The following is a 19,365-nucleotide window of genomic DNA, read 5'->3' on the forward strand; positions in this document are numbered from 1 at the left end:
CGGGCCGCCGGCGCGGGCCACGATCCCCGGCGTGGACGAGGGTGATCGGGCGGAGCTGCTGGCGGGGATGCTCCGCCGCGCCCGCCGGGTGGCGGACCTCTCCCAGCGCGAGATGGCCGCTGCTGCGGGGGTCGCGAAGTCCACGCTGGCCGCGGCCGAGGCGGGCGCACGTGACCTGCCGGTCGGGGCGCTGCTCGGCGTCCTCGCCGTGGCACGGCTCCGGCTGGCGCTCATCGGTGCGGACGGCGCGGAGGTGCTGCCGATGTCCGACCGTGCCATCCGGGACCACGGGGGACGGCGCTTCCCCGCGCACCTCGATCCGCGTCACTCGGACGAGGGGTGGTGGCACGGCTCCGAGCGGTACAGCCGACCGCAGCCCTGGTACACCTTCGACCTCTCACGCAGCGCGCGAGACGGTGAGCGGCGGCTCCGGGGAGTACCCGACGACCACCAGCCGCCCCGGGCCGGCGACTCCCCCGCCGAACGCCGCGCCGCCCGACGAGCGGAGGCGGCGCAGCGACGGCGCGAGGACCTGGAGCGCAGGCGGCTCGCCGGTGAGCTGCCGACGCTGACCGACTTCGCCTGCACGTGCCCGCCGGCCTGCGCGGAGGGCGACGACGGCCTTCGGCCGTTCCACGTCGACGGCTGCCCTTGCCGCTGCGACGTGGACTGATCCGCCAGGCCGTCCCCGGCGGCCGCGACGCGCCGTCCTCCCTGCGACGTGGGCTGACCCGCTGCTACCGTGGGCGCGTGCGCGGCAGCCTCCTGCTTACCCGCCGCGGCGAGGCCCTCTCCTAGGTCGGCTTCCTCGCCGCGGGGTTCCGGCGTCCCCGGCGTCCGCTGACCGCCCCCGGAGCCGTGCGCACTCCGCGCACGCAGCCCGCACCAGGAGCCCTCCCCCATGAGCGAGACCCACCCGCACGTCCGCAACCCCCAGCAGCCGTCCGGCATGCCGATCCAGCGCTACGTCCCCTTCACCCCCGTGGCGCTGCCCGACCGCACCTGGCCGGACACCGTGACGACGCAGGCGCCGCGCTGGTGCGCCGTCGACCTGCGCGACGGCAACCAGGCGCTGATCGACCCGATGACGCCCGACCGCAAGCGCCGGATGTTCGAGCTGCTGGTCCGCATGGGCTACAAGGAGATCGAGGTCGGCTTCCCGGCGGCGAGCCAGACCGACTACGACTTCGTCCGCCAGCTGATCGAGGACGACCTGGTCCCCGACGACGTGACGATCCAGGTGCTCACCCAGGCCCGCGACGAGCTGATCGAGCGCACCTTCGAGTCCCTGCAGGGCGCGAAGCAGGCGATCGTGCACCTCTACAACTCCACGTCCACCCTGCAACGACGGGTCGTGTTCGGCTCCGACCGGGCCGGGATCGTCGACATCGCCGTCCACGGCGCGCAGGTGGTGCGCAAGCTGGCCGAGCAGATGGGCGACACGGACATCCGGTTCGAGTACTCGCCCGAGTCCTTCACCGGCACCGAGCTCGACTTCGCCGTCGAGATCTGCAACGCCGTCACCGATGTCTGGGAGCCGACGCCCGAGCGGCCGACGATCCTCAACCTGCCGGCCACGGTCGAGATGGCCGAGCCCACCGTGTACGCCGACCAGGTCGAGTGGATGCACCGCAACCTGGGCCGGCGCGACTCCGTGGTCCTCAGCCTGCACCCGCACAACGACCGCGGCACCGCCGTCGCCGCCGCCGAGCTCGGCTACCGGGCCGGCGCCGACCGCATCGAGGGCTGCCTGTTCGGCAACGGCGAGCGCACCGGCAACGTCGACCTGGTCACCCTGGGGCTGAACCTGTTCAGCCAGGGCATCGACCCGCAGATCGACTTCTCCGACATCGACGAGATCCGCCGCACCGTCGAGTACTGCAACCAGCTCGGCGTGCACGAGCGCCACCCCTACGGCGGCGACCTGGTCTACACCGCCTTCTCCGGCTCCCACCAGGACGCCATCAACAAGGGCTTCAAGGCCCTGGAGGCCGACGCGCAGGCCGCCGGCGTCCCCGTCGAGCAGCAGACGTGGGCGGTGCCGTACCTGCCGATCGACCCCAAGGACGTCGGCCGCAGCTACGAGGCCGTGATCCGGGTGAACAGCCAGTCCGGCAAGGGCGGCGTCGCCTACATCATGAAGACCGAGAACCACCTGGACCTGCCGCGCCGGCTGCAGATCGAGTTCAGCGCGGTCATCCAGCGGCACACCGACGACGAGGGCGGCGAGGTCACCGCCCAGCAGATGTGGACCGCCTTCAGCAACGAGTACCTGCCCGACCCGGCCGCGCCGTGGGGCCGGTTCTCCCTCAGCGGGCACCGGCACACCGCCTCCGGGGACGGGCAGCTCGACGAGATGGTCGTGGAGCTGGTCGACTCCGGCGTACCGGTGACCGTCGAGGGCCGCGGCAACGGCCCGATCGCGGCGTTCGTCGACGCGCTGCGGACCGTCGACGTCGACGTCCGCGTGCTCGACTACGCCGAGCACGCCATGTCCGCCGGGGGCGACGCGCGCGCCGCCGCCTACGTCGAGTGCGCCGTCGGGGAGCGGGTGCTGTGGGGCGTCGGGATCGACCCGAACATCGTCACCGCCTCGCTGCGGGCCGTCGTCTCCGCGGTCAACCGCGCCCAGCGCTGCTGAAGGTTCCCTTTCCCCCATCCCTCGGAGGCTCGGGCGGGGCCCGGAACGGGACCTGACGGGGCGCGCCGCTCAGCGCGCCCCGTCCTCCCGCTCCTCGCGGCGGCTCTCGGCCAGGGCCCGCCCCGGCTCCTCCGGCGGGGCGTCGGCCGGCTCGTCGCCGCGGTACACCCGGTCCGGCCGCCGCTCGGTGTGCAGCTCGTCGACCAGCAGCAGGTCGCGCCGCACGTGCCGGCGCCGGTAGGCGACGCGGCTGATCATGTGCGCGCTCACCGGTGCCGTGAGCATCTGGAAGACGGCGACCAGCAGGAGCATCCACGTCGCCGACCAGCCCTGCAGCCGGATCGCGCCGCCGATCATGATCAGCAGCACGCCCAGCACCTGCGGCTTCGTGCCGGCGTGCATCCGGGCGAGCACGTCGGGGAAGCGGAGCAGCCCGAGCCCGGCGGTCAGGCACAGGAACGCGCCCAGCAGCACCAGGACGACGGCGATCACGTCGCCCGCGGTCTCGATCCCGTTCACCGCGCCTCCTCCCCGCCCGGGGGCCGGTCGTCCACGTCGAGCCCCTGGGTGCCCAGGCTCGAGTGGATGAGCATGCCGCCGACGTAGCGGGCCACCGAGACCGAGCCGACGAACGCCAGCAGCGACACCACCACGAGCACCGGCACGACCGTGGGGTCCCGATCCAGCGTCGCGTGCACGGCCAGCCCGGCGGCGATGATCACCAGCAGGGTGTCGGTCGCGACCACCCGGTCGAGCAGGGAGGGCCCCAGCGCCAGCCGCACCAGCGCCAGCAGCGCCCCGGTGCCCAGCATCAGGTAGGTGGCCCAGTAGACGGCGGTCACGGCGTCCGCCGCCCGTCGCCGATGCCGAGGGAGCCTGCGCCGGTGGTCACGGCGGTCACCTCGGCGGCGGAGCCGAAGGCGCGCACCACCCGCTCCTCCATGGTGAGCACCGACCTCCGCTGCCGCTCGATGTCGCGCTCGTCCTCCACGTGGAGGATGTGCACCGCCAGCGTCCGCTGCTCCCGATCCATGTCGATGACCATCGAACCGGGCACGAGGGTCAGCGCCTCCGAGATGATGGTGAGCAGCAGGTCGGAGTCCGTGCGCAGCTGCACCCGGATGATCGCGCTGCGGCTGATCCCCCGCGGGCGGATGGTCTGCCACGCCACCTCCGCCCCGGAGGTCACGAGGTCGACGACGAAGGTGCCGACGAAGGCGAGCACCGGCACCGGGCGCACGGTCAGGCCGCCCTCCACCGGCGGCAGGGGCAGCAGCAGGGTCACGGCGAGGGCCAGGACCACCCCGGACAGCAGGTTGGCCCACGACCACGTGCCCCACAGCAGGTTCCAGACCAGCACCAGCCAGACCAGCAGGGGCAGCTGGTGCCGCAGCTGGTAGACCAGGCCCCCGCGGCCGGCCTGGTCCGGGGCGCCGGTCACGGGGCCTCCTCCGCACCGAAGACCGCCTGGACGTAGGGCGCGCGGTCGCGCAGATCGCCGGCCGCGCGGTCGGCCACCGCGTAGAGCGGACCGGCGAGCGCGGTGAGCGCGACCGTCACGGTGACCATCGCCGCGGTCGAGGCGAGCATGACCCGCGGCAGCAGCTGGTCCGGCCGGGCGCGCTCCGGGTCCTCCCCGAGCCCGTCGGTGGCCGGCGTGGTCGCCGTCGCCACCGCCGTGTGCCGCTGCCACGCCGCGCGCCGGGCGGCGGCGCGACCGACCCCCCCGGACGCCACGGAAGCGGACGCGGGCACCGGCGTGGGTTCGACCTCGTCGGTCGGGCCGGGGCCGTCGGCCTGCGCCTCACCGGGCTCCGGTGTCGGGGGCTGGGGCAGCGGCTCCGGGGAGAGCTCCGGCCCGGCGTCGGCCGCCGCGGCCTCGTCGGTGTCCGCGGACGGCTCCTGGGCCCGCGGCCGCCAGAAGGCCCGGCTCCACACCCGCGAGATCGCCACCAGCGTGAGCAGGCTGGCGACCACGCCGGCGGCCACGAGGACCAGCGGCAGCCACCCGCCGTCGGCCACGCCCGCCTCCAGCAGCCCGAGCTTCCCGATGAACCCGGAGAACGGCGGGATCCCGGCGAGGTTCATGGCGGGGACGAAGAAGAGGACGGCGAGCAGCGGCGATGCCTTCGCCAGGCCGCCGAGCCGGTCGACGGCGGTCGCCCCGCCCTGCCGCTCGACCAGCCCGGCGACGAGGAACAGCGTGGTCTGGATGGCGATGTGGTGGACGACGTAGAAGACGGCGCCCGCGAGCCCGGCCCGGGAGGCCAGCGCGATGCCGAACACCATGTAGCCGATGTGGCTGACCAGCGTGAACGACAGGATCCGCCGGATGTCGGCCTGTGCCACCGCACCGAGGATGCCGATCAGCATCGTGGCCAGCGCGGCCCACATGAGCACCGTGTCCAGCCCGCCGCCCGGGAAGAGCAGGGTCTGCGTGCGGATGATCGCGTAGACGCCGACCTTGGTGAGCAGCCCGGCGAAGACGGCGGTGACCGGGGCCGGCGCGGTCGGGTAGCTGTCCGGCAGCCAGGCCGACAGCGGGAACACCGCCGCCTTGATCGAGAAGGCGATCAGCAGCAGCGAGTGGATGAGCAGCTGGGTCCCCTCCGGCAGCTCCCCCAGCCGGCCGGCGAGCTGCGCCATGTTGACGGTGCCGGTGGAGGCGTAGACCAGGGCGATGGCGGCGAGGAACAGCAGCGAGCTCAGCAGGCTGACGACGATGTAGGTGACGCCGGCGCGGATCCGCGGTGCCGATCCGCCCAGGGTCAGCAGGACGTAGCTGGCGGTCAGCAGGATCTCGAAGCCGACGTAGAGGTTGAACAGGTCGCCGGCGAGGAACGCGTTGGCCACGCCCGCCATGAGCACCAGGAACGTCGGGTGGAAGATCGACACCGGCGCCTCCTCGTCGCCGTCGGCCGCGCCCTGGCCGACCGCGAAGACGAGCACGCCCAGGCCCACGGTCGAGGCGACCACGAGCATCAGGGCCGACAGCCGGTCGACGACCAGCACGATGCCCAGCGGCACCTCCCACCCGCCCAGCGAGACGGCCACGGCGCCCTGCTCGTCGGCGAGGACGAGCAGCGCGACCGACACGGCGAGGACCGTGCTGAGCACCAGGATGCTGAGCGTGCGCTGCGCCCGCGGGCGGCCGCCGCCGACCAGCAGGGCCGCCGCCGCGCCGAGCAGCGGCAGCAGCACCGGCAGGGGCGTGAGGACGCCGGTCACCGGCGCCGCCGCCGGGTGGCCGGCAGATCCACGTCGTCGGACGGGATCCCGGCGTAGTGCCGCCGGAGCAGCTCCTCCACGTCGTCCCCCTCGCCGTGCAGGCTGTCGGCGTGCGCGGCCGGCCGGTCCTCCGGCGCGAGGTCGTCGGGGTCGATCTCGTCGGCGTCCGTGCCGGACCGGGCGGCCACCCGCCGGTCCTCCTCGTCGACGCCGACGACCTCCTGGCGCACCAGCCGCCAGGAGCGGTAGATGAGCGCGAGCAGGAAGGCGGCGATGCCGAAGGTGATCACGATCGCGGTGAGGACGAGCGCCTGCGGGAGCGGGTCGCTCATCTCCTCCGGCTCGGCGATCCCCACGATCGGCGCCAGCCCCGCCGGACCACCGCTGGAGAGCAGCAGCAGGTTGGTCGCATTGCCCAGCAGGAGGAAGCCGAGCAGCACGCGGGTCAGGCTGCGGTCGAGCAGCAGGTAGACGCCGGCCGCGTAGAGACCCGCGACGATCACCGGCAGCACCACGGTGGGGGTCATCGGGGGACCACCTCACCGGGGGCGCCGTCGATCGGGTCCCGCTCGTCGGCCTGGCGGTCCAGCTCGGCCCCGAGGCTGCGCAGCACGTCGAGCACCAGCCCCACCACGATCAGGTACACCCCCATGTCGAAGAAGAGCGAGGTGACCAGCTTGACGTCGCCGAGCACCGGCAGCGTCGTCTCGAGGATCGCCGTCTCCAGCACCTCGGCGCCGAGCACCAGCCCCATGGCTCCGGTCCCACCGGCGAACAGCAGGCCGGCGCCCAGCAGCAGACCGGGATCGACCGGCGCCGCCTCGCCCAGCTCGTAGCGGCCGCCGGCCAGGTAGCGCAGCACGAGCGCCAGCCCGGCGACCAGCCCCCCGGCGAAGCCACCACCGGGCTGGTTGTGCCCGCTGAACAGCAGGTAGATGGAGAACACGACGATCGTGTGGAACAGGACCCGGGTGATCACCTCGAGCACCACCGACCGCCGCTCGGGGGCGAGCGCCACCGTCGCCGACAGCCACTGCCGCCGGGGCGCCCGCCGCGACCGCCGGGCGTCCCGCGCCGCCCGCACCGGGTCCAGCCGCTGGACCACGCCGGTGCGCCGCCGGAGGAAGACCAGGCTGGCCACACCGGTGGCGGCCACGACCAGCAGGGAGATCTCGCCGAGGGTGTCCCAGGCGCGGATGTCGACCAAGGTCACGTTGACGACGTTCTGCCCACCGCCGAGCTCGTAGGCCGCCTCCGGGTAGTCGACCGACACCGGCGTGGCGTCGCGGGCGCTGAGCGCCACCGCGCCGACCGCGCCCATGAGCAGCCCCACGCCCACGGCGATCGCACCGCGGACCGCGCGCTCGCCGGGACGGTGCCGCTCGGAGATGTCCTTGGGCAGCTTGCGCAGCACGAGCACGAAGACGACCAGGGTCAGCGTCTCCACGAGGAACTGGGTGAGCGCGAGGTCGGGGGCGCCCTGCAGGGCGAAGAGGACGGCGAGGCCGTAGCCGGTGACGCCCACGGCCAGCACCGCCGACAGCCGCTGGTGGATCCGCAGCGCCATGGCGGCCGCGAGCAGCACCACCGCCCCGACCAGCGCCTGGATGGGGGTGTCCCAGGCCCGCCACTCCCCCGGCCACGGCGCCCGGAACAGCAGCACGGAGCCGGGGAGGGCGAGGACGACGACGAGGATGGTGCCGAGGTAGGCCGGCAGCGAGCCCCGCTGGGTGGTGCCGGTGACCAGCACGGCGAGCCGGTCCAGCGTCTGCATGGTGTTCCAGTAGCCCTCGTCGGCCGATGCGCCCACGGCCCGCCGCTGCTGGAAGCGGAACACCGCCGAGCGCGCGGCGAACAGGGCGGCGCCGCCGAGCAGGGTGAGGGCCGACAGCGCCAGCGCCGGCTGCCAGCCGTGCCACAGCGCCAGCTTCTCGGCCTCCTCGGCCACCAGCGGCAGCCCGTCGGCGTACCCGGCGACCAGCGGCTCCAGCAACGGGCTGGCCGGCCCGGCGGCCAGCCCGGTCAGCGCCAGCAGGGCGGGGGCCAGCAGGAACAGCGGGGTGGGCGGGTGGACCAGCTCCGCGGGGGCGGTGGCCGGCAGCCCGGGCTTGCGGGCGAAGGCGCCCCAGAGGAAGCGGAAGGTGTAGGCCGCGGTGAGCACCGAGCCGAGGACCAGGCCGACGAGGACGACGACGGCCGCCGTGCGGTCGGGCAGCCCGCCGTCCCACAGCGCGCTGAACGCCGCCTCCTTGCCCACGAAGCCGAGCAGCGGCGGGACGCCGGCCATGCTCAGCGCGGCCAGCGTGCCGATGACCGCCACCACGGGCAGCCGCCGGCCCAGCCCGGACAGCCGGCGCAGGTCGCGGGTGCCGGTGGCGTGGTCGACGACCCCGACGGTGAGGAAGAGCGTCGACTTGAACAGGGCGTGCGCCAGGGTCATCGCCAGGCCCGCGGCCGCCAGCTCGCGGCTGCCGGCGCCCACGAGCGTCATGAGGAAGCCCAGCTGGCTCACCGTGCCGAAGGCGAGCAGCAGCTTGAGGTCGTTCTGCCGCAGCGACCGGTAACCGCCGACGAGCATGGTGGCCAGGCCCAGCCCCAGCACCACCGGGCGCCAGCCGGGCACCTCGGCGAACCCGGGCGCCAGCCGGGCCACCAGGTAGATCCCGGCCTTCACCATCGCGGCCGCGTGCAGGTAGGCGCTGACCGGGGTGGGCGCCTCCATCGCGGCGGGCAGCCAGAAGTGGAACGGGATCATCGCCGACTTGGTCACCGCGCCGACGACGACCAGCATCGTCCCGGCCACCAGCAGCGGGCCGCTCCCCGGGTCGGCGACGACCTCCGAGAGCAGGTAGCTGCCGCTGGTCTCGCCGAGCATGATCAGCCCGACCAGCATCGCCAGCCCGCCCGCGGTGGTGAGGATCAGCGCCTGGCCGGCCGCCCGGCGCGCGGCGAGCTTCGTCCCCGAGCCACCGATCAGCAGGTAGGAGAAGACGGTGGTGAGCTCCCAGAACACGTAGAGCAGCAGCAGGTCGTCGGCCACCACCAGGCCCAGCATGGAGCCGGCGAAGGCGGTGAGCGTGCCGGCGAACCGCCCCGTCCCCTCGTCCCGGGGCTCGAAGTAGCGGGCGCAGTAGAGCATGACCAGCGCGCCCACCCCGGTGACCAGCAGCGCGAACACCAGCGCCAGGGCGTCCAGCCGCAGGGCGATGTCGAGGCGCAGGGTGGGCACCCACGGGACGGTCTCGGTGACCTCACCGCCGTCGGTGACCCGCCCCAGCTGCGCGAGCACCCAGCCGAACCCCACCGCCGGTACGAGCGCGAGGGCGAGGAACGCCTGCCGGCCCCACCAGCGCACCAGCACGGGTGCGGCCACCGCGGCGACCAGGTGGAGGAGCAGGAGCGCGAGCACGGGTCTCCGGGAGTCAGGGGCTGCTCGGACACCACTGACGTCGGAGGACGGCCGGCGGTGAGCCGCAGTTTATCGGCGGGACCGGCTCATCCGCCCGGCGTGACCAGCCCGCTCTCGTAGGCGAACGCCACAGCCTGCACCCGGTCGCGCAACCCGAGCTTGAGCAGCAGCCGGCTGACGTGCGTCTTGACCGTCGCCTCGCCGAGGTGCAGGCGGGCAGCGATCTCGGCGTTGGAGAGCCCGGCCGCGACGAGCGCCAGGACGTCGGTCTCCCGGTCGGTCAGCGTGCGCAGCGCGTTCGCCCGGGCCGGGTCGGGTGCGGGCGCCGCGGCGAAGGACTCGATCACCCGCAGCGTCACCGCCGGGTCGAGCAACCCCTGCCCGGCGGCGACGGTGCGCACGGCGGCGACCAGGTCCTCGGGCGGGGCGACCTTGAGCAGGAAGCCGCTGACACCGGCACGCAGCGCGGCTGCCACGTACTCGTCCTCGTCGAAGGTGGTGAGCACGACGACGCGGGTGGGCAGGTCGGCGCCGAGGATGCGGCGGGCCGCCTCGAGCCCGTCCATGCCGGGCATGCGGACGTCGAGCAGGACGACGTCGGGCCGCAGCCGGGTGACCGCGCGGACGCCCTCGGCGCCGTCGGCGGCCTCCCCGACGACCTCGATGTCGGGCTCGGCGGCGAGCACCATCCGCAACCCGGTGCGCACCATCGCCTGGTCGTCGACCAGCACCACGCGGATCGTCACGCGGTCACCGCGACGGGCACCGGAAAGGTGGCCCGGACCCGGTAGCCACCGCCGCGCACCGGCCCGACCTCGAGCGTGCCGCCGGCCACCGCCACCCGCTCGCGCATGTGCAGCTGGCCGTGCCCTCCCGCCGCGGGGCCGCCGCCGGCGCGGGGCGCCGGCACGGTGGGGCGCCCGTCGTCGGTGACGCTGACGCCCACCCGGTCGCCGGCCCAGTCGACCCGCACGCAGGTGGCCGCGGCCCCCGCGTGCCGGACGACGTTGGACAGCGCCTCCTGCACCACACGGACGGCCGAGACGTCGACCAGCTGCGGCAGCTCCACCGGTTGCCCGGTCACGGTCAGCTCGACCGGCATCCCTCCGGCGCGCAGCTCGTCGAGCACCTCGTCCAGCCGGGACAGCGAGGGCTGCGGCGCGGGGTCGCCACCCGCCTGTTCCCGCAGGATGCCGACGACGCGCCGCATCTCCTCGACCGCCTCGCGCCCCAGCCGCTCCAGCCCGAGCAGCACGTCCTGCGCCTCGGGGTGGTCGGGCAGCAGCCGGCGCAGGCCGCCCATCTGGAGCACCATGACGCTCACCGAGTGGGCGACCGAGTCGTGCACCTCCCGGGCGATGCGGGCCCGCTCGGCGACGACGGCGGAGGCGGCGACCGCCTCCTGCTGCTCGGCCAGCCGCGCCGCCAGCACCTGGAGCTCGACCGACCGGGCCCGCGTCTGGCGGACCAGCAGCCCGACGCACCAGGCGCTGCCGAGGATCAGCGAGTAGAAGATCGCCTCCCACGGGGACGCCGCGACCACGACGACGCCGAGCACCATGCAGACGGCCGCGGCGCCGGCGGTGGCCAGGAGGCTGCGGCGCAGCGGCAGCACCGCGGCGGCGTGCCCCACCAGCAACCCCATGCCGATGAGCTGCGCGCCGCCGGGTCCGGGGAGCCCCATCGCGAGGTTGCCGGCGACGGTGGTGGCCCCCAGCACCGCGGCGGCCGCCGGCCACCGGGGGCTCAGCGCCAGCAGGGCACCGACGGCGACGCCGGGCAGCGCCGTGCCCATCCCCCAGCGGCCGGCGTAGTCGGTGTCGATCGCCGACTCCGCCAGCGCCATGAGCGCGATGCCCAGGCCCACGGCGACCCACAGCATGCGGCCGCGGGGCAGGAGGGCGGGCGACCAGGACGGCATGGCAGCACGGTAGGGGCCGCGCGGAGCCGGGGGCATCCCCCGCGCGGCCGAACGGTGGGCCGCAGCGTTCCCCCGCAGGGCGGAGCCAGGTCGGTCCGTCGCGGTGGACGCGAGGCGCTGCCCGCCGTCCCTAGCTTCTCCGGCCATGACGACCGAACTGCGCAGCCCCTCGGCTGCGACCCCGCCCACCGCCCCGACGCCCCGGAGCGCCGGCTCGCTGCTGCTGCCGATCGCCGGCGGCGCGCTGATCGTCGGTCAGCTCCTCTTCGTCGCGGGCATGGCCACCTCGCCACCGCAGGACTCGATGGCCGACGCCGACTACATCGCCTCGCTCGCCCGCGACGAGGGGCAGACGACGCTCTCGGCGCTGCTGCTGCACTACGGCAACCTCCTCAGCGGGCTGGCCTGGCTCGCCGCCCCGGCCCTCGTCCGCGGCGTGCGCGGGCGCATCCCGACCGTCGTCGGCGCGCTCATGGCGGCCTTGGGGCTGGTCACCGTGGCCGGCAACGTGCTGTTCGACTTCTGGGTCGGGGCGGTGGGCCGGCTCCTCGACGCCGGGCCGGCCGAGGCGGTCTTCGCCGACGTGCACTCCTCGACCGGCATGGCGATCGTCGGCACGGTGACCATGCTGGGGTTGCTCGGCCCGCTGGTGGCGACGATCGGGCTGGCCCGGGCCGGCGTCGTCGGCTGGTGGCTGCTCGCCCCGGCGGTCGCCGGGCTGGCGCTCGCGATGGTGCTGACGTTCTCGCCGCTGCTGTTCGCCGGGCTGATGCTGCTCGGCGCGGTGCCGGCGTTCGTGGTCGGGCTGCGGCTGCTCCAGCGGAACCGTGCCGAAGCGGCCGCCGCCGCCTGATGTTGATCAGGTGACCTGATCAACAGGGGTCCTGGCTCACTGTCGACGGTGCGCCAGGACCCCGTGTGCTGAGCCAGGACGCCGGAGCGGGCCGGCCGCGCGGCGCTCAGCCCTCGGCGGTCTCCGAGGCGACCAGCCAGGCCTCCTCGACCTGCTCCTTCTCGGCCTGCACCGCCTTGAGCTGGGTGTCCAGCTCGGCGGCCTTGGCGTAGTCCGCGGCGGCCGCGGCCAGCTGCTCGTGCAGCCTCTTCTCGTCGGCGTCCAGCTTGAGCATCCGCCGCTCCAGCTTGGCGGCCTCCTTCTTCGCCGCCCGGGCCTCGGCCGCCGACACCGCCGGGGCCGACGTCGACGGGGCGCCCACCGGACGGGCGCCGTCGTCCCCGGCCGCCGTGGTGAGCGGGGCGCCGCCGGCCGCGCGGCGGCGCAGGTACTCCTCGACCCCGCCGGGCAGCTCGGCCAGCGACCCGTCGCCGAGCAGCGCCACGACCTTGTCGCACACCCGGTCGACGAAGTAGCGGTCGTGGCTGACCACCAGCACGGTGCCGGGGAAGCTGTCGAGCAGGTCCTCCAGCGCCGTCAGGGTGTCGATGTCCAGGTCATTGGTGGGCTCGTCGAGGATCAGCACGTTCGGCTCGGCCATCAGCAGGCGCAGCAGCTGCAGCCGCCGCCGCTCGCCGCCGGAGAGGTCGCCGACCGGCGTCCACTGCCGGTTCGCCATGAAGCCGAACCGCTCGGCGAGCGACGAGGCGGAGATCTCCTGGTTGCCGATCCGGGCGACGCGGGCGACCTCCTGCACCGCCTCCACCACCCGCAGCGTGCGCGGCAGCTCGGTGACGTGCTGCGACAGGTACGCCGGCGCCACCGTCTGGCCGACCACCACGCGCCCGGCGTCGGGCTCGGTCTCGCCCACGAGGAGCCTGAGCAGCGACGTCTTGCCCGCGCCGTTGACCCCGACGATGCCGATCCGGTCGCCCGGGCCGACGTGCCAGGTCAGATCCTTGAAGAGGGTGCGCGGACCGTCCTCGGTGGGGACGGCGTAGTCGACGTCCTCCACGTCGTAGACGGTCTTGCCCAGGCGCCGGGCAGCGAAGCCCTGCAGCGCCATCGAGTCCCGCGGCGGCGGCTCGTCGGCGATGAGCGCCTGGGCCGCCTCGATGCGGAACCGCGGCTTGCTGGTGCGGGCCGGCGGGCCGCGCCGCAGCCAGGCCAGCTCCTTGCGGACCAGGTTCAGCCGGCGCTCCTCGGTGACCGAGGCGATCCGCGCCCGCTCCGCCCGCGCCAGCGTGTACGCCGAGTAGCCGCCGTCGTAGGAGTGCACGTTCGCGTCGGCGACCTCCCACGTGGTCGTGCAGACCTCGTCGAGGAACCACCGGTCGTGGGTGACCACGACCAGGCCACCGGTGCGCTGCTTCACGTACTCGGCGAGCCAGGCCACCCCCTCGACGTCGAGGTGGTTGGTGGGCTCGTCGAGCACCAGCAGGTCCAGCGGCCGGATGAGCTGGGCGGCCAGCGCCACCCGCCGGCGCTCGCCACCGGACATGGGGGCGACCGGCGCGTCGAGGCCCAGCCGGTCGAGCTCCAGGCCGGTGAGCACCGAGCGGACGGCCGGGTCGCCGGCCCACTCGTGCTCGGCGGCGAACATCGACGACGGCAGCACGACGTCGCGCACCGTCGCCCCCGGCGGGAGGGTGCCGGACTGGTCGAGCACCCCCATCGCGATGTCCCCGCGGCGGGTGACCCGGCCGGAGTCCGGGTCGTCGGCACCGGTGATCAGCGACAGCAGCGTGCTCTTGCCGCCGCCGTTGCGGCCGACGATCCCGATCCGCTCGCCGGCGGCGACGCCGAGGGAGACGTCGTCGAGCACCACGGTGGTGCCGTGGGCCTTGTGCACCCGCTCGAGGTTGACCAGGTTGAGGGGCGCGCTCATCGGCTGCTCGCAGAAGTCATGGGCCCTCAGTATCCGACGGTCGCCTCCCCGGGGGCCACGGTGGTGCCCGCGACGGTCGACCGGGGCAGCCGCAGGCAGCCGAGGAGGCCGAGCGCCACGACGCCGGCGACGACGAGGAAACCGGTCCCGGTGCTCGTCGCGGCGGCCAGCGGCGGGACGGTGAGGTTGCCGGCGATCCCGCCGAGCGCCAGCGCCAGCGACATCGCCGAGACGGCGGTGGCCCGGTGCGCGGCGTCGACCCGCGTGTGCAGGACCGCGGCGAGCAGCGGCCAGACGGAGCCGTGCGAGAGGTAGTACAGGGCGAAGCCGGCGGCGGCCGGCACCAGCGTGTCGGGCCCCGCAACCAGGGCGAGCGACAGGCCCCCGACGGCGAACAGCGCGGCGCAGGCGGCCGGGGTGGAGCCGCGGAGCAGCCGCCGCAGGGCCGGCGCGAGCACCGCCCCCACCGCGGAGGCTGCGAACGAGATCGCCAGGACCACGCCGTACACCGCGGCGCCGCCGTCCCGGCCGCCGGTCAGCTCGGCGAACCGGACCGGACCCAGCAGCTCGCACACGACCAGCCCGGCGCCGGTGACGGCGGTCAGCGCCAGGACCCGCCGCAGGGTGCGGTCGCCCACCGACACCCGCACCGACTCCCCCACGGTCGCCGGCACCGCACGCACCCCGGCGGCCAGCGCGCCGAGGACGCTCCCCTCGCGCGGTGGCCGGTGCTCGGTCAGCAGCCACAGCACCGCGCCGACGAACGCGACGTCGAGGACGGCGGCCCCCAGATAGGAGAGCGCGAGCCCCTCGGCACCGCCACCGCCGAGCAGCACCGGGAGGAACCCGCCGACGACCGCGCCGACGGCGAGGCTCGCCCCGTCGGCCGCCGAGTGCTGGGCCAGGCCCGGGGCGACGTCGGCGCCCGGCTCCAGCCGGTGCACCGTGTCCACGTACCACGCCTCGAGCGGGCCGGAGTCCAGCACGCGGCCCACCCCGAGGGCGACGACCCCGGCCAGGAACCCGGCGAACGACGTCGCCGTCGCGATCAGCAGGCACGAGGCGATGTGCAGGACGGCGCCGGCCACGATGACGGGACGGCGGCCGAGCACGTCGGCCAGCCCGCCGGTGGGGAGCTCCAGGACCACGACCAGCACGCCGTGCACGGTGAACAGCACGCCGATCTCGGCGAGCGAGAGCCCCCGTGCCTGGGCGAGCAGGACGGTGATCGGCGTCGTGAGCCCGACCGGCAGCCAGCGCAGGGCGGTCAGGCCGACGAGCCGCCGGGTGGCGGAGCGGACGGTCTGCGGCGCGCTCACGTCGGCCACTCCCGCAGCGGGACCAGGTCGAGCAGCACGCAGACCTGCTCGGTGCCCTCCGCCGGCGGCGCGTCGCCAGGGTGCTCGGCCATCCAGCGCCGGAGCGTGGCGTGCAGCTCGCCGATCAGCTCCCGCGCCTGGTCGGGGCTCAGCCGGAGCCCGTAGTCGTTCAGCGTGGCGGCGTCGGTCCAGCCGGGGTCGAGCTGCTCCTTCTGCTCGAACCAGGCGTCGAGCACGCGGGCGTGCTGGTCGATCTGCAGCCGGCTCATCTCGTCCTGCACCTCGGCCCCGCCCTCCTGCGGGACGAGCTCCCCGGCCTGCCAGCTGGTCATCCGGTGCCGGGCCCGCCACCACCGCTCGCGCGCCGTCCCCTGGCCCTCGACCTCCTCCACGAAGCCGTAGGCCGCCAGCTGGCGCAGGTGGTAGCTGGTCGATCCGCTGCTCTCCCCCACGGCCCGCGCCAGGCCGCTCGCCGTCGCGGGGCCGTGCACCCGGAGCCGGCCGAGCAGCCGGCTGCGCAGCGGGTGCGCCAGTGCACGCAGGGCGCGCACGTCGGTCACCTGGACGGCCGACTCCAGCGGCGGGGGCACCTCGGTCACGAGGACAGGCTAGGAGTGCGAAGACATCTTTGCAAAGGTTTCTTTGCGCTCAGGACGGGCCAGATCTGCACACTGGCGACCATCAGCCGGCGTCGAGGGGGTCACTTCGCAGATCTCGCGCGGGAGAAGGGGGAAGACAACGGCCGGGCCCGGGGTTACGCTCGCCACTAGTTGAGCCCTCAACCAAGGAGGCCGGCATGCCTGCCGTGACCGTCGAGGACACCACCACCCTGCCGCGGGTCCCGCTCCCCGCACCCCGCACGGTGCGCCGCCGCACCCGGTCGGTGACGACCGCCCCGTCGGGCTTCGAGGGCGAGGGCTTCCCCGTGCGCCGCGCCTTCGCCGGCGTCGACCTGCGCGCGCTGGACCCCTTCCTCCACATGGACCAGATGGGCGAGGTGGAGTACGCCCCCGGTGAGCCGAAGGGCACCAGCTGGCACCCCCACCGCGGCTTCGAGACCGTCACCTACCTCCTCGACGGCACCTTCGAGCACGCCGACTCCCACGGCGGCGGCGGCACGATCAGCAACGGCGACACCCAGTGGATGACCGCCGGCGGCGGCGTCCTGCACATCGAGCGCCCGCCGGAGCAGCTGGTGGTCAGCGGTGGCCTGTTCCACGGCCTGCAGCTGTGGGTGAACCTGCCTCGGGCGCAGAAGTGGGTCGAGCCGCGCTACCAGGACCTGCGCGCGAAGGAGTCGGTCCTGCTCGCCAGCCCGGACGCCGGCGCCCTGCTGCGGGTGATCGCCGGCGAGGTGGGCGGGCACACCGGCCCCGGTTCGACGTACACCCCGATGGCGATGGTGCACGCGACCGTCTCCCCCGGCGCGACGCTGGACCTGCCCTGGCGGCCGGACTTCAACGCGCTGGTCTACGTGCTCTCCGGCGCCGGCTCCGTGGGGATCGACGGCGCCCCGGTGCGCACCGGCCAGCTCGCGGTGCTCGGCCCCGGGGACACCGTGACCGTGCGCGGGGCGGTGAACCAGGAGTCGCGGACGCCGGCCCTGGACGTGGTGGTCCTCGGCGGGCGGCCGATCAACGAGCCGATCGCCATGTACGGGCCGTTCGTGATGAACACCCGGCAGGAGGTGGCCGACGCGTTCGCCGACTTCTCCGCCGGCCGGCTCGGATCGATCCCGGCGCAGCGAATCGAGGGACCGGTTCCCCACGGCGACGTCCGGGGTGACACTGCCGGGGACGACGAGCGGTAGGAGCCACGCCATGAGCAACCTGGAACCGCGCCCGCCCGCTCGCGGGCTGGGCGGGCTGGCGGGCACCACCGCCGGCCCCGCCCTGGACCTGCTGCCGGGCAAGGAGGTGCTGCTCGGCGAGAGCACCCGCGTGCGCCGCCTCCTGCCCACGCTCGGCCGGCGGATGGTCGGCGCCTGGGTCTTCGTCGACCACTACGGCCCCGACGACATCACCTCGTCCCCCGGCATGCAGGTGCCGCCGCACCCGCACACCGGGCTGCAGACCGTGTCGTGGCTGCTCGACGGCGAGGTGCACCACCGCGACTCGCTCGGCAGCGACGTGCGGTTCCGCCCCGGGGAGCTGGCGCTCATGACGGCCGGGCACGGGATCGCCCACTCCGAGCAGTCGCCGGCGACCCACCCGCGGTACCTGCACGGGGCCCAGCTGTGGGTGGCCCTGCCGGAGGCCGACCGTGAGGTCGCCCCGCACTTCGAGCACCACGGCGTCCTGCCCGGCTTCAGCTCCGACGGGCTCACCGCCACGGTGCTCATGGGCGGCTTCGGCGGGGTGACGTCGCCGGGGCGGACCTACACCCCGCTGGTCGGCGTCGACCTGGAGCTCGCCGCCGGCGCCGACGTGGAGCTCCCGCTGGAGGCCGACTTCGAGTACGGGCTCCTGGCGTCAGCGGGGTCGGTCACGGTGGATGACGTCGTCCTCGAGCCTGGCGCGATGCTGTACCTGGGCACCGGCCGCACGGCGCTGCGGGTGCGGGCAGGGGCGGCGTCCCGGTTGCTGCTGCTCGGCGGGGAGCCGTTCGAGGAACGCCTGGTGATGTGGTGGAACTTCATCGGCCGCTCGGGCGAGGAGGTCGCCGAGTACGCCGAGCAGTGGAACGCCGAGTCGCGGCGCTTCGGCACCGTCGTCGGTTACGACGGCGACCGGCTGGAGGCGCCGCCGCTACCCCCGGTCGCGCTCCGGCCGCGCGGCCGGGTCCGCTGAGGCAGGCTTCGGGCATGAGCGACCCCACCCGGCCGGACCCTCGGCTGCTGCAGTTCGTCGCCGAGCAGCGCTGGGGCGTGCTCGCCACGATCAAGCGCGACGGCCGACCGCAGCTGTCCAACGTCGGCTACGCCTGGGACGACGGCCTGATCCGCGTCTCGGTGACCGCCGACCGCGCGAAGACCCGCAACCTGCAGCGCGACCCGCGGGTGACGCTGCACGTGGCGTCGAAGGACTTCTGGACCTGGGTCGCCGTCGAGGGCACCGCCGAGCTCACCCCGGTCGCGCAGGAGCCGCACGACCCCACCGTCGAGGAGCTGATCGCCTACTACCGCGGCGTCTCCGGCGAGCACGAGAACTGGGACGAGTACCGGGCGGCGATGGTCGCCGACCGGCGGCTGGTCGTCCGGTTCCGGCCCGAGCACGCGTACGGGCAGCTGCCGGGCTGAGCCCGGCGCCGCTGGTGCGCCCCGTTCGCACCGGCCGCCGGGCGGAGCTCAGCCGGCCGGCACCTGCATGACGGAGAACGACGCGCCCCACGGGTCCGCGACGACCGCGAAGCGGCCGTACTCGGTGTCCTCGGCCGGGAGGAGCACCTTCCCGCCCGCGGCGGTCACCGCGGCGACCGCGGCGTCGGTCGAGGCCACCGCGAAGCAGGTCGACCAGCCCTTGGGCGCACCGGGGACCACGCCGCCGAGCCCGCCCAGCGGGTCACCACCGGTGGCGAAGGTCGTGTAGCCCTCCGCGCCCGGGATCTCCTCGAACCGGAACCCGAAGACGGCGGTGTAGAACTCCCGGGCCGCCGCCGGGTCGTCGACCGCCGCCTCGTTCCAGACCAGCGAGCCCGGTTCGTTGTACCGCTGCACGCCGGGGTGCTCGCCGGCCTGCCACAGGCCGAACGGGTGGCCCTGCGGGTCGAGGGCGATGACCATCGTGCCCATCGGCCCGACCGCCATCGGCTCCACCACGACCGTGCCACCGGCCTCCCGGATCCGGGTGACCGTGGCGGCCGCGTCGTCCGTCGCGAAGTACGTGGTCCAGCGGGGCGGGGCGCCCCCGTCCGTCTGCGGTCCGAGGCCGGCCACCGCCCGCCCGTCCTTCTGGGCGTCCAGGTAGCCGCCGAACTCGGGCTCGCCGCCGGTGTACTCCCAGCCGAGCAGCGCGGCGTAGAACTCCTTCGCCGCCGCCAGGTCGGCGGCGCCGTAGTCCACCCAGCACGGCGTCCCGGCCGGCCAGGGGGTGTCTCGCGTGGGCATGGTTGCCTCCTCCGGTTGTGGG

Annotated in this window: 18 protein-coding genes; 6 read left to right on the plus strand and 12 right to left on the minus strand. The window is 74.7% G+C overall.

Annotated elements, in window-relative coordinates; all coding sequences use genetic code 11:
• Positions 1-31 precede the first annotated feature (31 nt).
• Entirely contained in the window at positions 32-673 is a 642-nt protein-coding gene (locus tag ACI79Q_RS02630; RefSeq protein WP_456614083.1) for a helix-turn-helix domain-containing protein, read from the plus strand.
• Positions 674-901: 228 nt separating this feature from the next.
• Entirely contained in the window at positions 902-2,641 is a 1,740-nt protein-coding gene (gene leuA / locus ACI79Q_RS02635; RefSeq protein WP_456599027.1) for a 2-isopropylmalate synthase, read from the plus strand.
• A 69-nt stretch (positions 2,642-2,710) separates the two neighbouring features.
• Here the strand turns inward: leuA and mnhG are convergent, their stop codons facing one another.
• The 8 genes from mnhG to ACI79Q_RS02675 all read right to left on the minus strand — a co-directional run bounded on the left by mnhG (position 2,711) and on the right by ACI79Q_RS02675 (position 11,199).
• Positions 2,711-3,160, minus strand: a complete 450-nt coding sequence (gene mnhG, locus ACI79Q_RS02640; RefSeq protein ID WP_456588220.1) for a monovalent cation/H(+) antiporter subunit G — start codon at positions 3,158-3,160, stop codon at positions 2,711-2,713.
• A complete protein-coding gene (locus ACI79Q_RS02645; protein WP_456614084.1) occupies positions 3,157-3,483 on the minus strand; it encodes a monovalent cation/H+ antiporter complex subunit F in 327 nt (108 codons plus the stop codon). The genes mnhG and ACI79Q_RS02645 overlap by 4 nt, the downstream gene beginning before the upstream one ends.
• The gene (locus tag ACI79Q_RS02650; protein WP_456588222.1) at positions 3,480-4,082 is read right to left on the minus strand and encodes a Na+/H+ antiporter subunit E; all 603 of its coding nucleotides are present in this window, start codon (positions 4,080-4,082) and stop codon (positions 3,480-3,482) included. The genes ACI79Q_RS02645 and ACI79Q_RS02650 overlap by 4 nt, the downstream gene beginning before the upstream one ends.
• Positions 4,079-5,869 carry a Na+/H+ antiporter subunit D gene (locus ACI79Q_RS02655; RefSeq protein ID WP_456588223.1) on the minus strand — a complete coding sequence of 597 codons (1,791 nt, stop codon included), beginning with the start codon at positions 5,867-5,869 and terminating at the stop codon, positions 4,079-4,081. The genes ACI79Q_RS02650 and ACI79Q_RS02655 overlap by 4 nt, the downstream gene beginning before the upstream one ends.
• Positions 5,866-6,396, minus strand: coding sequence for a Na(+)/H(+) antiporter subunit C (locus ACI79Q_RS02660; protein WP_456588224.1), 531 nt, complete (start codon positions 6,394-6,396; stop codon positions 5,866-5,868). Before ACI79Q_RS02660 ends, ACI79Q_RS02655 begins: the two co-directional genes overlap by 4 nt.
• Positions 6,393-9,278 (minus strand): Na+/H+ antiporter subunit A, encoded by a 2,886-nt coding sequence (locus tag ACI79Q_RS02665; RefSeq protein ID WP_456614085.1) that lies wholly within the window; start codon positions 9,276-9,278, stop codon positions 6,393-6,395. Before ACI79Q_RS02665 ends, ACI79Q_RS02660 begins: the two co-directional genes overlap by 4 nt.
• 86 nt (positions 9,279-9,364) lie before the next feature.
• Positions 9,365-10,024 carry a response regulator gene (locus ACI79Q_RS02670; RefSeq protein WP_456595771.1) on the minus strand — a complete coding sequence of 220 codons (660 nt, stop codon included), beginning with the start codon at positions 10,022-10,024 and terminating at the stop codon, positions 9,365-9,367.
• Entirely contained in the window at positions 10,021-11,199 is a 1,179-nt protein-coding gene (locus ACI79Q_RS02675; protein WP_456614086.1) for a histidine kinase, read from the minus strand. The genes ACI79Q_RS02670 and ACI79Q_RS02675 overlap by 4 nt, the downstream gene beginning before the upstream one ends.
• Before the next feature lie 145 nt (positions 11,200-11,344).
• On the opposite strand from ACI79Q_RS02675, the gene ACI79Q_RS02680 reads away from it, so the two are divergent.
• Complete coding sequence (locus tag ACI79Q_RS02680) at positions 11,345-12,052, plus strand: hypothetical protein (protein ID WP_456614087.1); 708 nt, start codon at positions 11,345-11,347, stop codon at positions 12,050-12,052.
• A gap of 106 nt (positions 12,053-12,158) precedes the next feature.
• Here the strand turns inward: ACI79Q_RS02680 and ACI79Q_RS02685 are convergent, their stop codons facing one another.
• From ACI79Q_RS02685 to ACI79Q_RS02695, 3 genes are read right to left on the minus strand one after another with little or no spacing between them, the layout of a single operon-like run.
• Positions 12,159-13,979: an ABC-F family ATP-binding cassette domain-containing protein gene (locus ACI79Q_RS02685; RefSeq protein WP_456588229.1), complete on the minus strand. Its 1,821-nt coding sequence runs from the start codon at positions 13,977-13,979 to the stop codon at positions 12,159-12,161.
• Between the two features lie 26 nt (positions 13,980-14,005).
• On the minus strand, positions 14,006-15,298 hold the full coding sequence (locus ACI79Q_RS02690) for an MFS transporter (protein WP_456588230.1): 1,293 nt from the start codon (positions 15,296-15,298) through the stop codon (positions 14,006-14,008).
• The gene (locus ACI79Q_RS02695; protein WP_456614088.1) at positions 15,295-15,897 is read right to left on the minus strand and encodes a helix-turn-helix domain-containing protein; all 603 of its coding nucleotides are present in this window, start codon (positions 15,895-15,897) and stop codon (positions 15,295-15,297) included. The genes ACI79Q_RS02690 and ACI79Q_RS02695 overlap by 4 nt, the downstream gene beginning before the upstream one ends.
• A 197-nt stretch (positions 15,898-16,094) precedes the next feature.
• Between ACI79Q_RS02695 and ACI79Q_RS02700 the strand changes: the two genes are divergently transcribed.
• From ACI79Q_RS02700 to ACI79Q_RS02710, 3 genes are read left to right on the plus strand one after another with little or no spacing between them, the layout of a single operon-like run.
• Positions 16,095-17,108 (plus strand): pirin family protein, encoded by a 1,014-nt coding sequence (locus tag ACI79Q_RS02700; protein ID WP_456614089.1) that lies wholly within the window; start codon positions 16,095-16,097, stop codon positions 17,106-17,108.
• A 10-nt stretch (positions 17,109-17,118) separates the two neighbouring features.
• Positions 17,119-18,087 carry a pirin family protein gene (locus tag ACI79Q_RS02705; RefSeq protein WP_456614090.1) on the plus strand — a complete coding sequence of 323 codons (969 nt, stop codon included), beginning with the start codon at positions 17,119-17,121 and terminating at the stop codon, positions 18,085-18,087.
• Between the two features lie 14 nt (positions 18,088-18,101).
• Positions 18,102-18,536: a PPOX class F420-dependent oxidoreductase gene (locus tag ACI79Q_RS02710; protein WP_456588234.1), complete on the plus strand. Its 435-nt coding sequence runs from the start codon at positions 18,102-18,104 to the stop codon at positions 18,534-18,536.
• A gap of 48 nt (positions 18,537-18,584) precedes the next feature.
• Here the strand turns inward: ACI79Q_RS02710 and ACI79Q_RS02715 are convergent, their stop codons facing one another.
• Entirely contained in the window at positions 18,585-19,343 is a 759-nt protein-coding gene (locus tag ACI79Q_RS02715) for a VOC family protein (RefSeq protein ID WP_456588235.1), read from the minus strand.
• Positions 19,344-19,365 lie beyond the last annotated feature (22 nt).

The organism is Blastococcus sp. SYSU DS0828 (assembly GCF_054050975.1).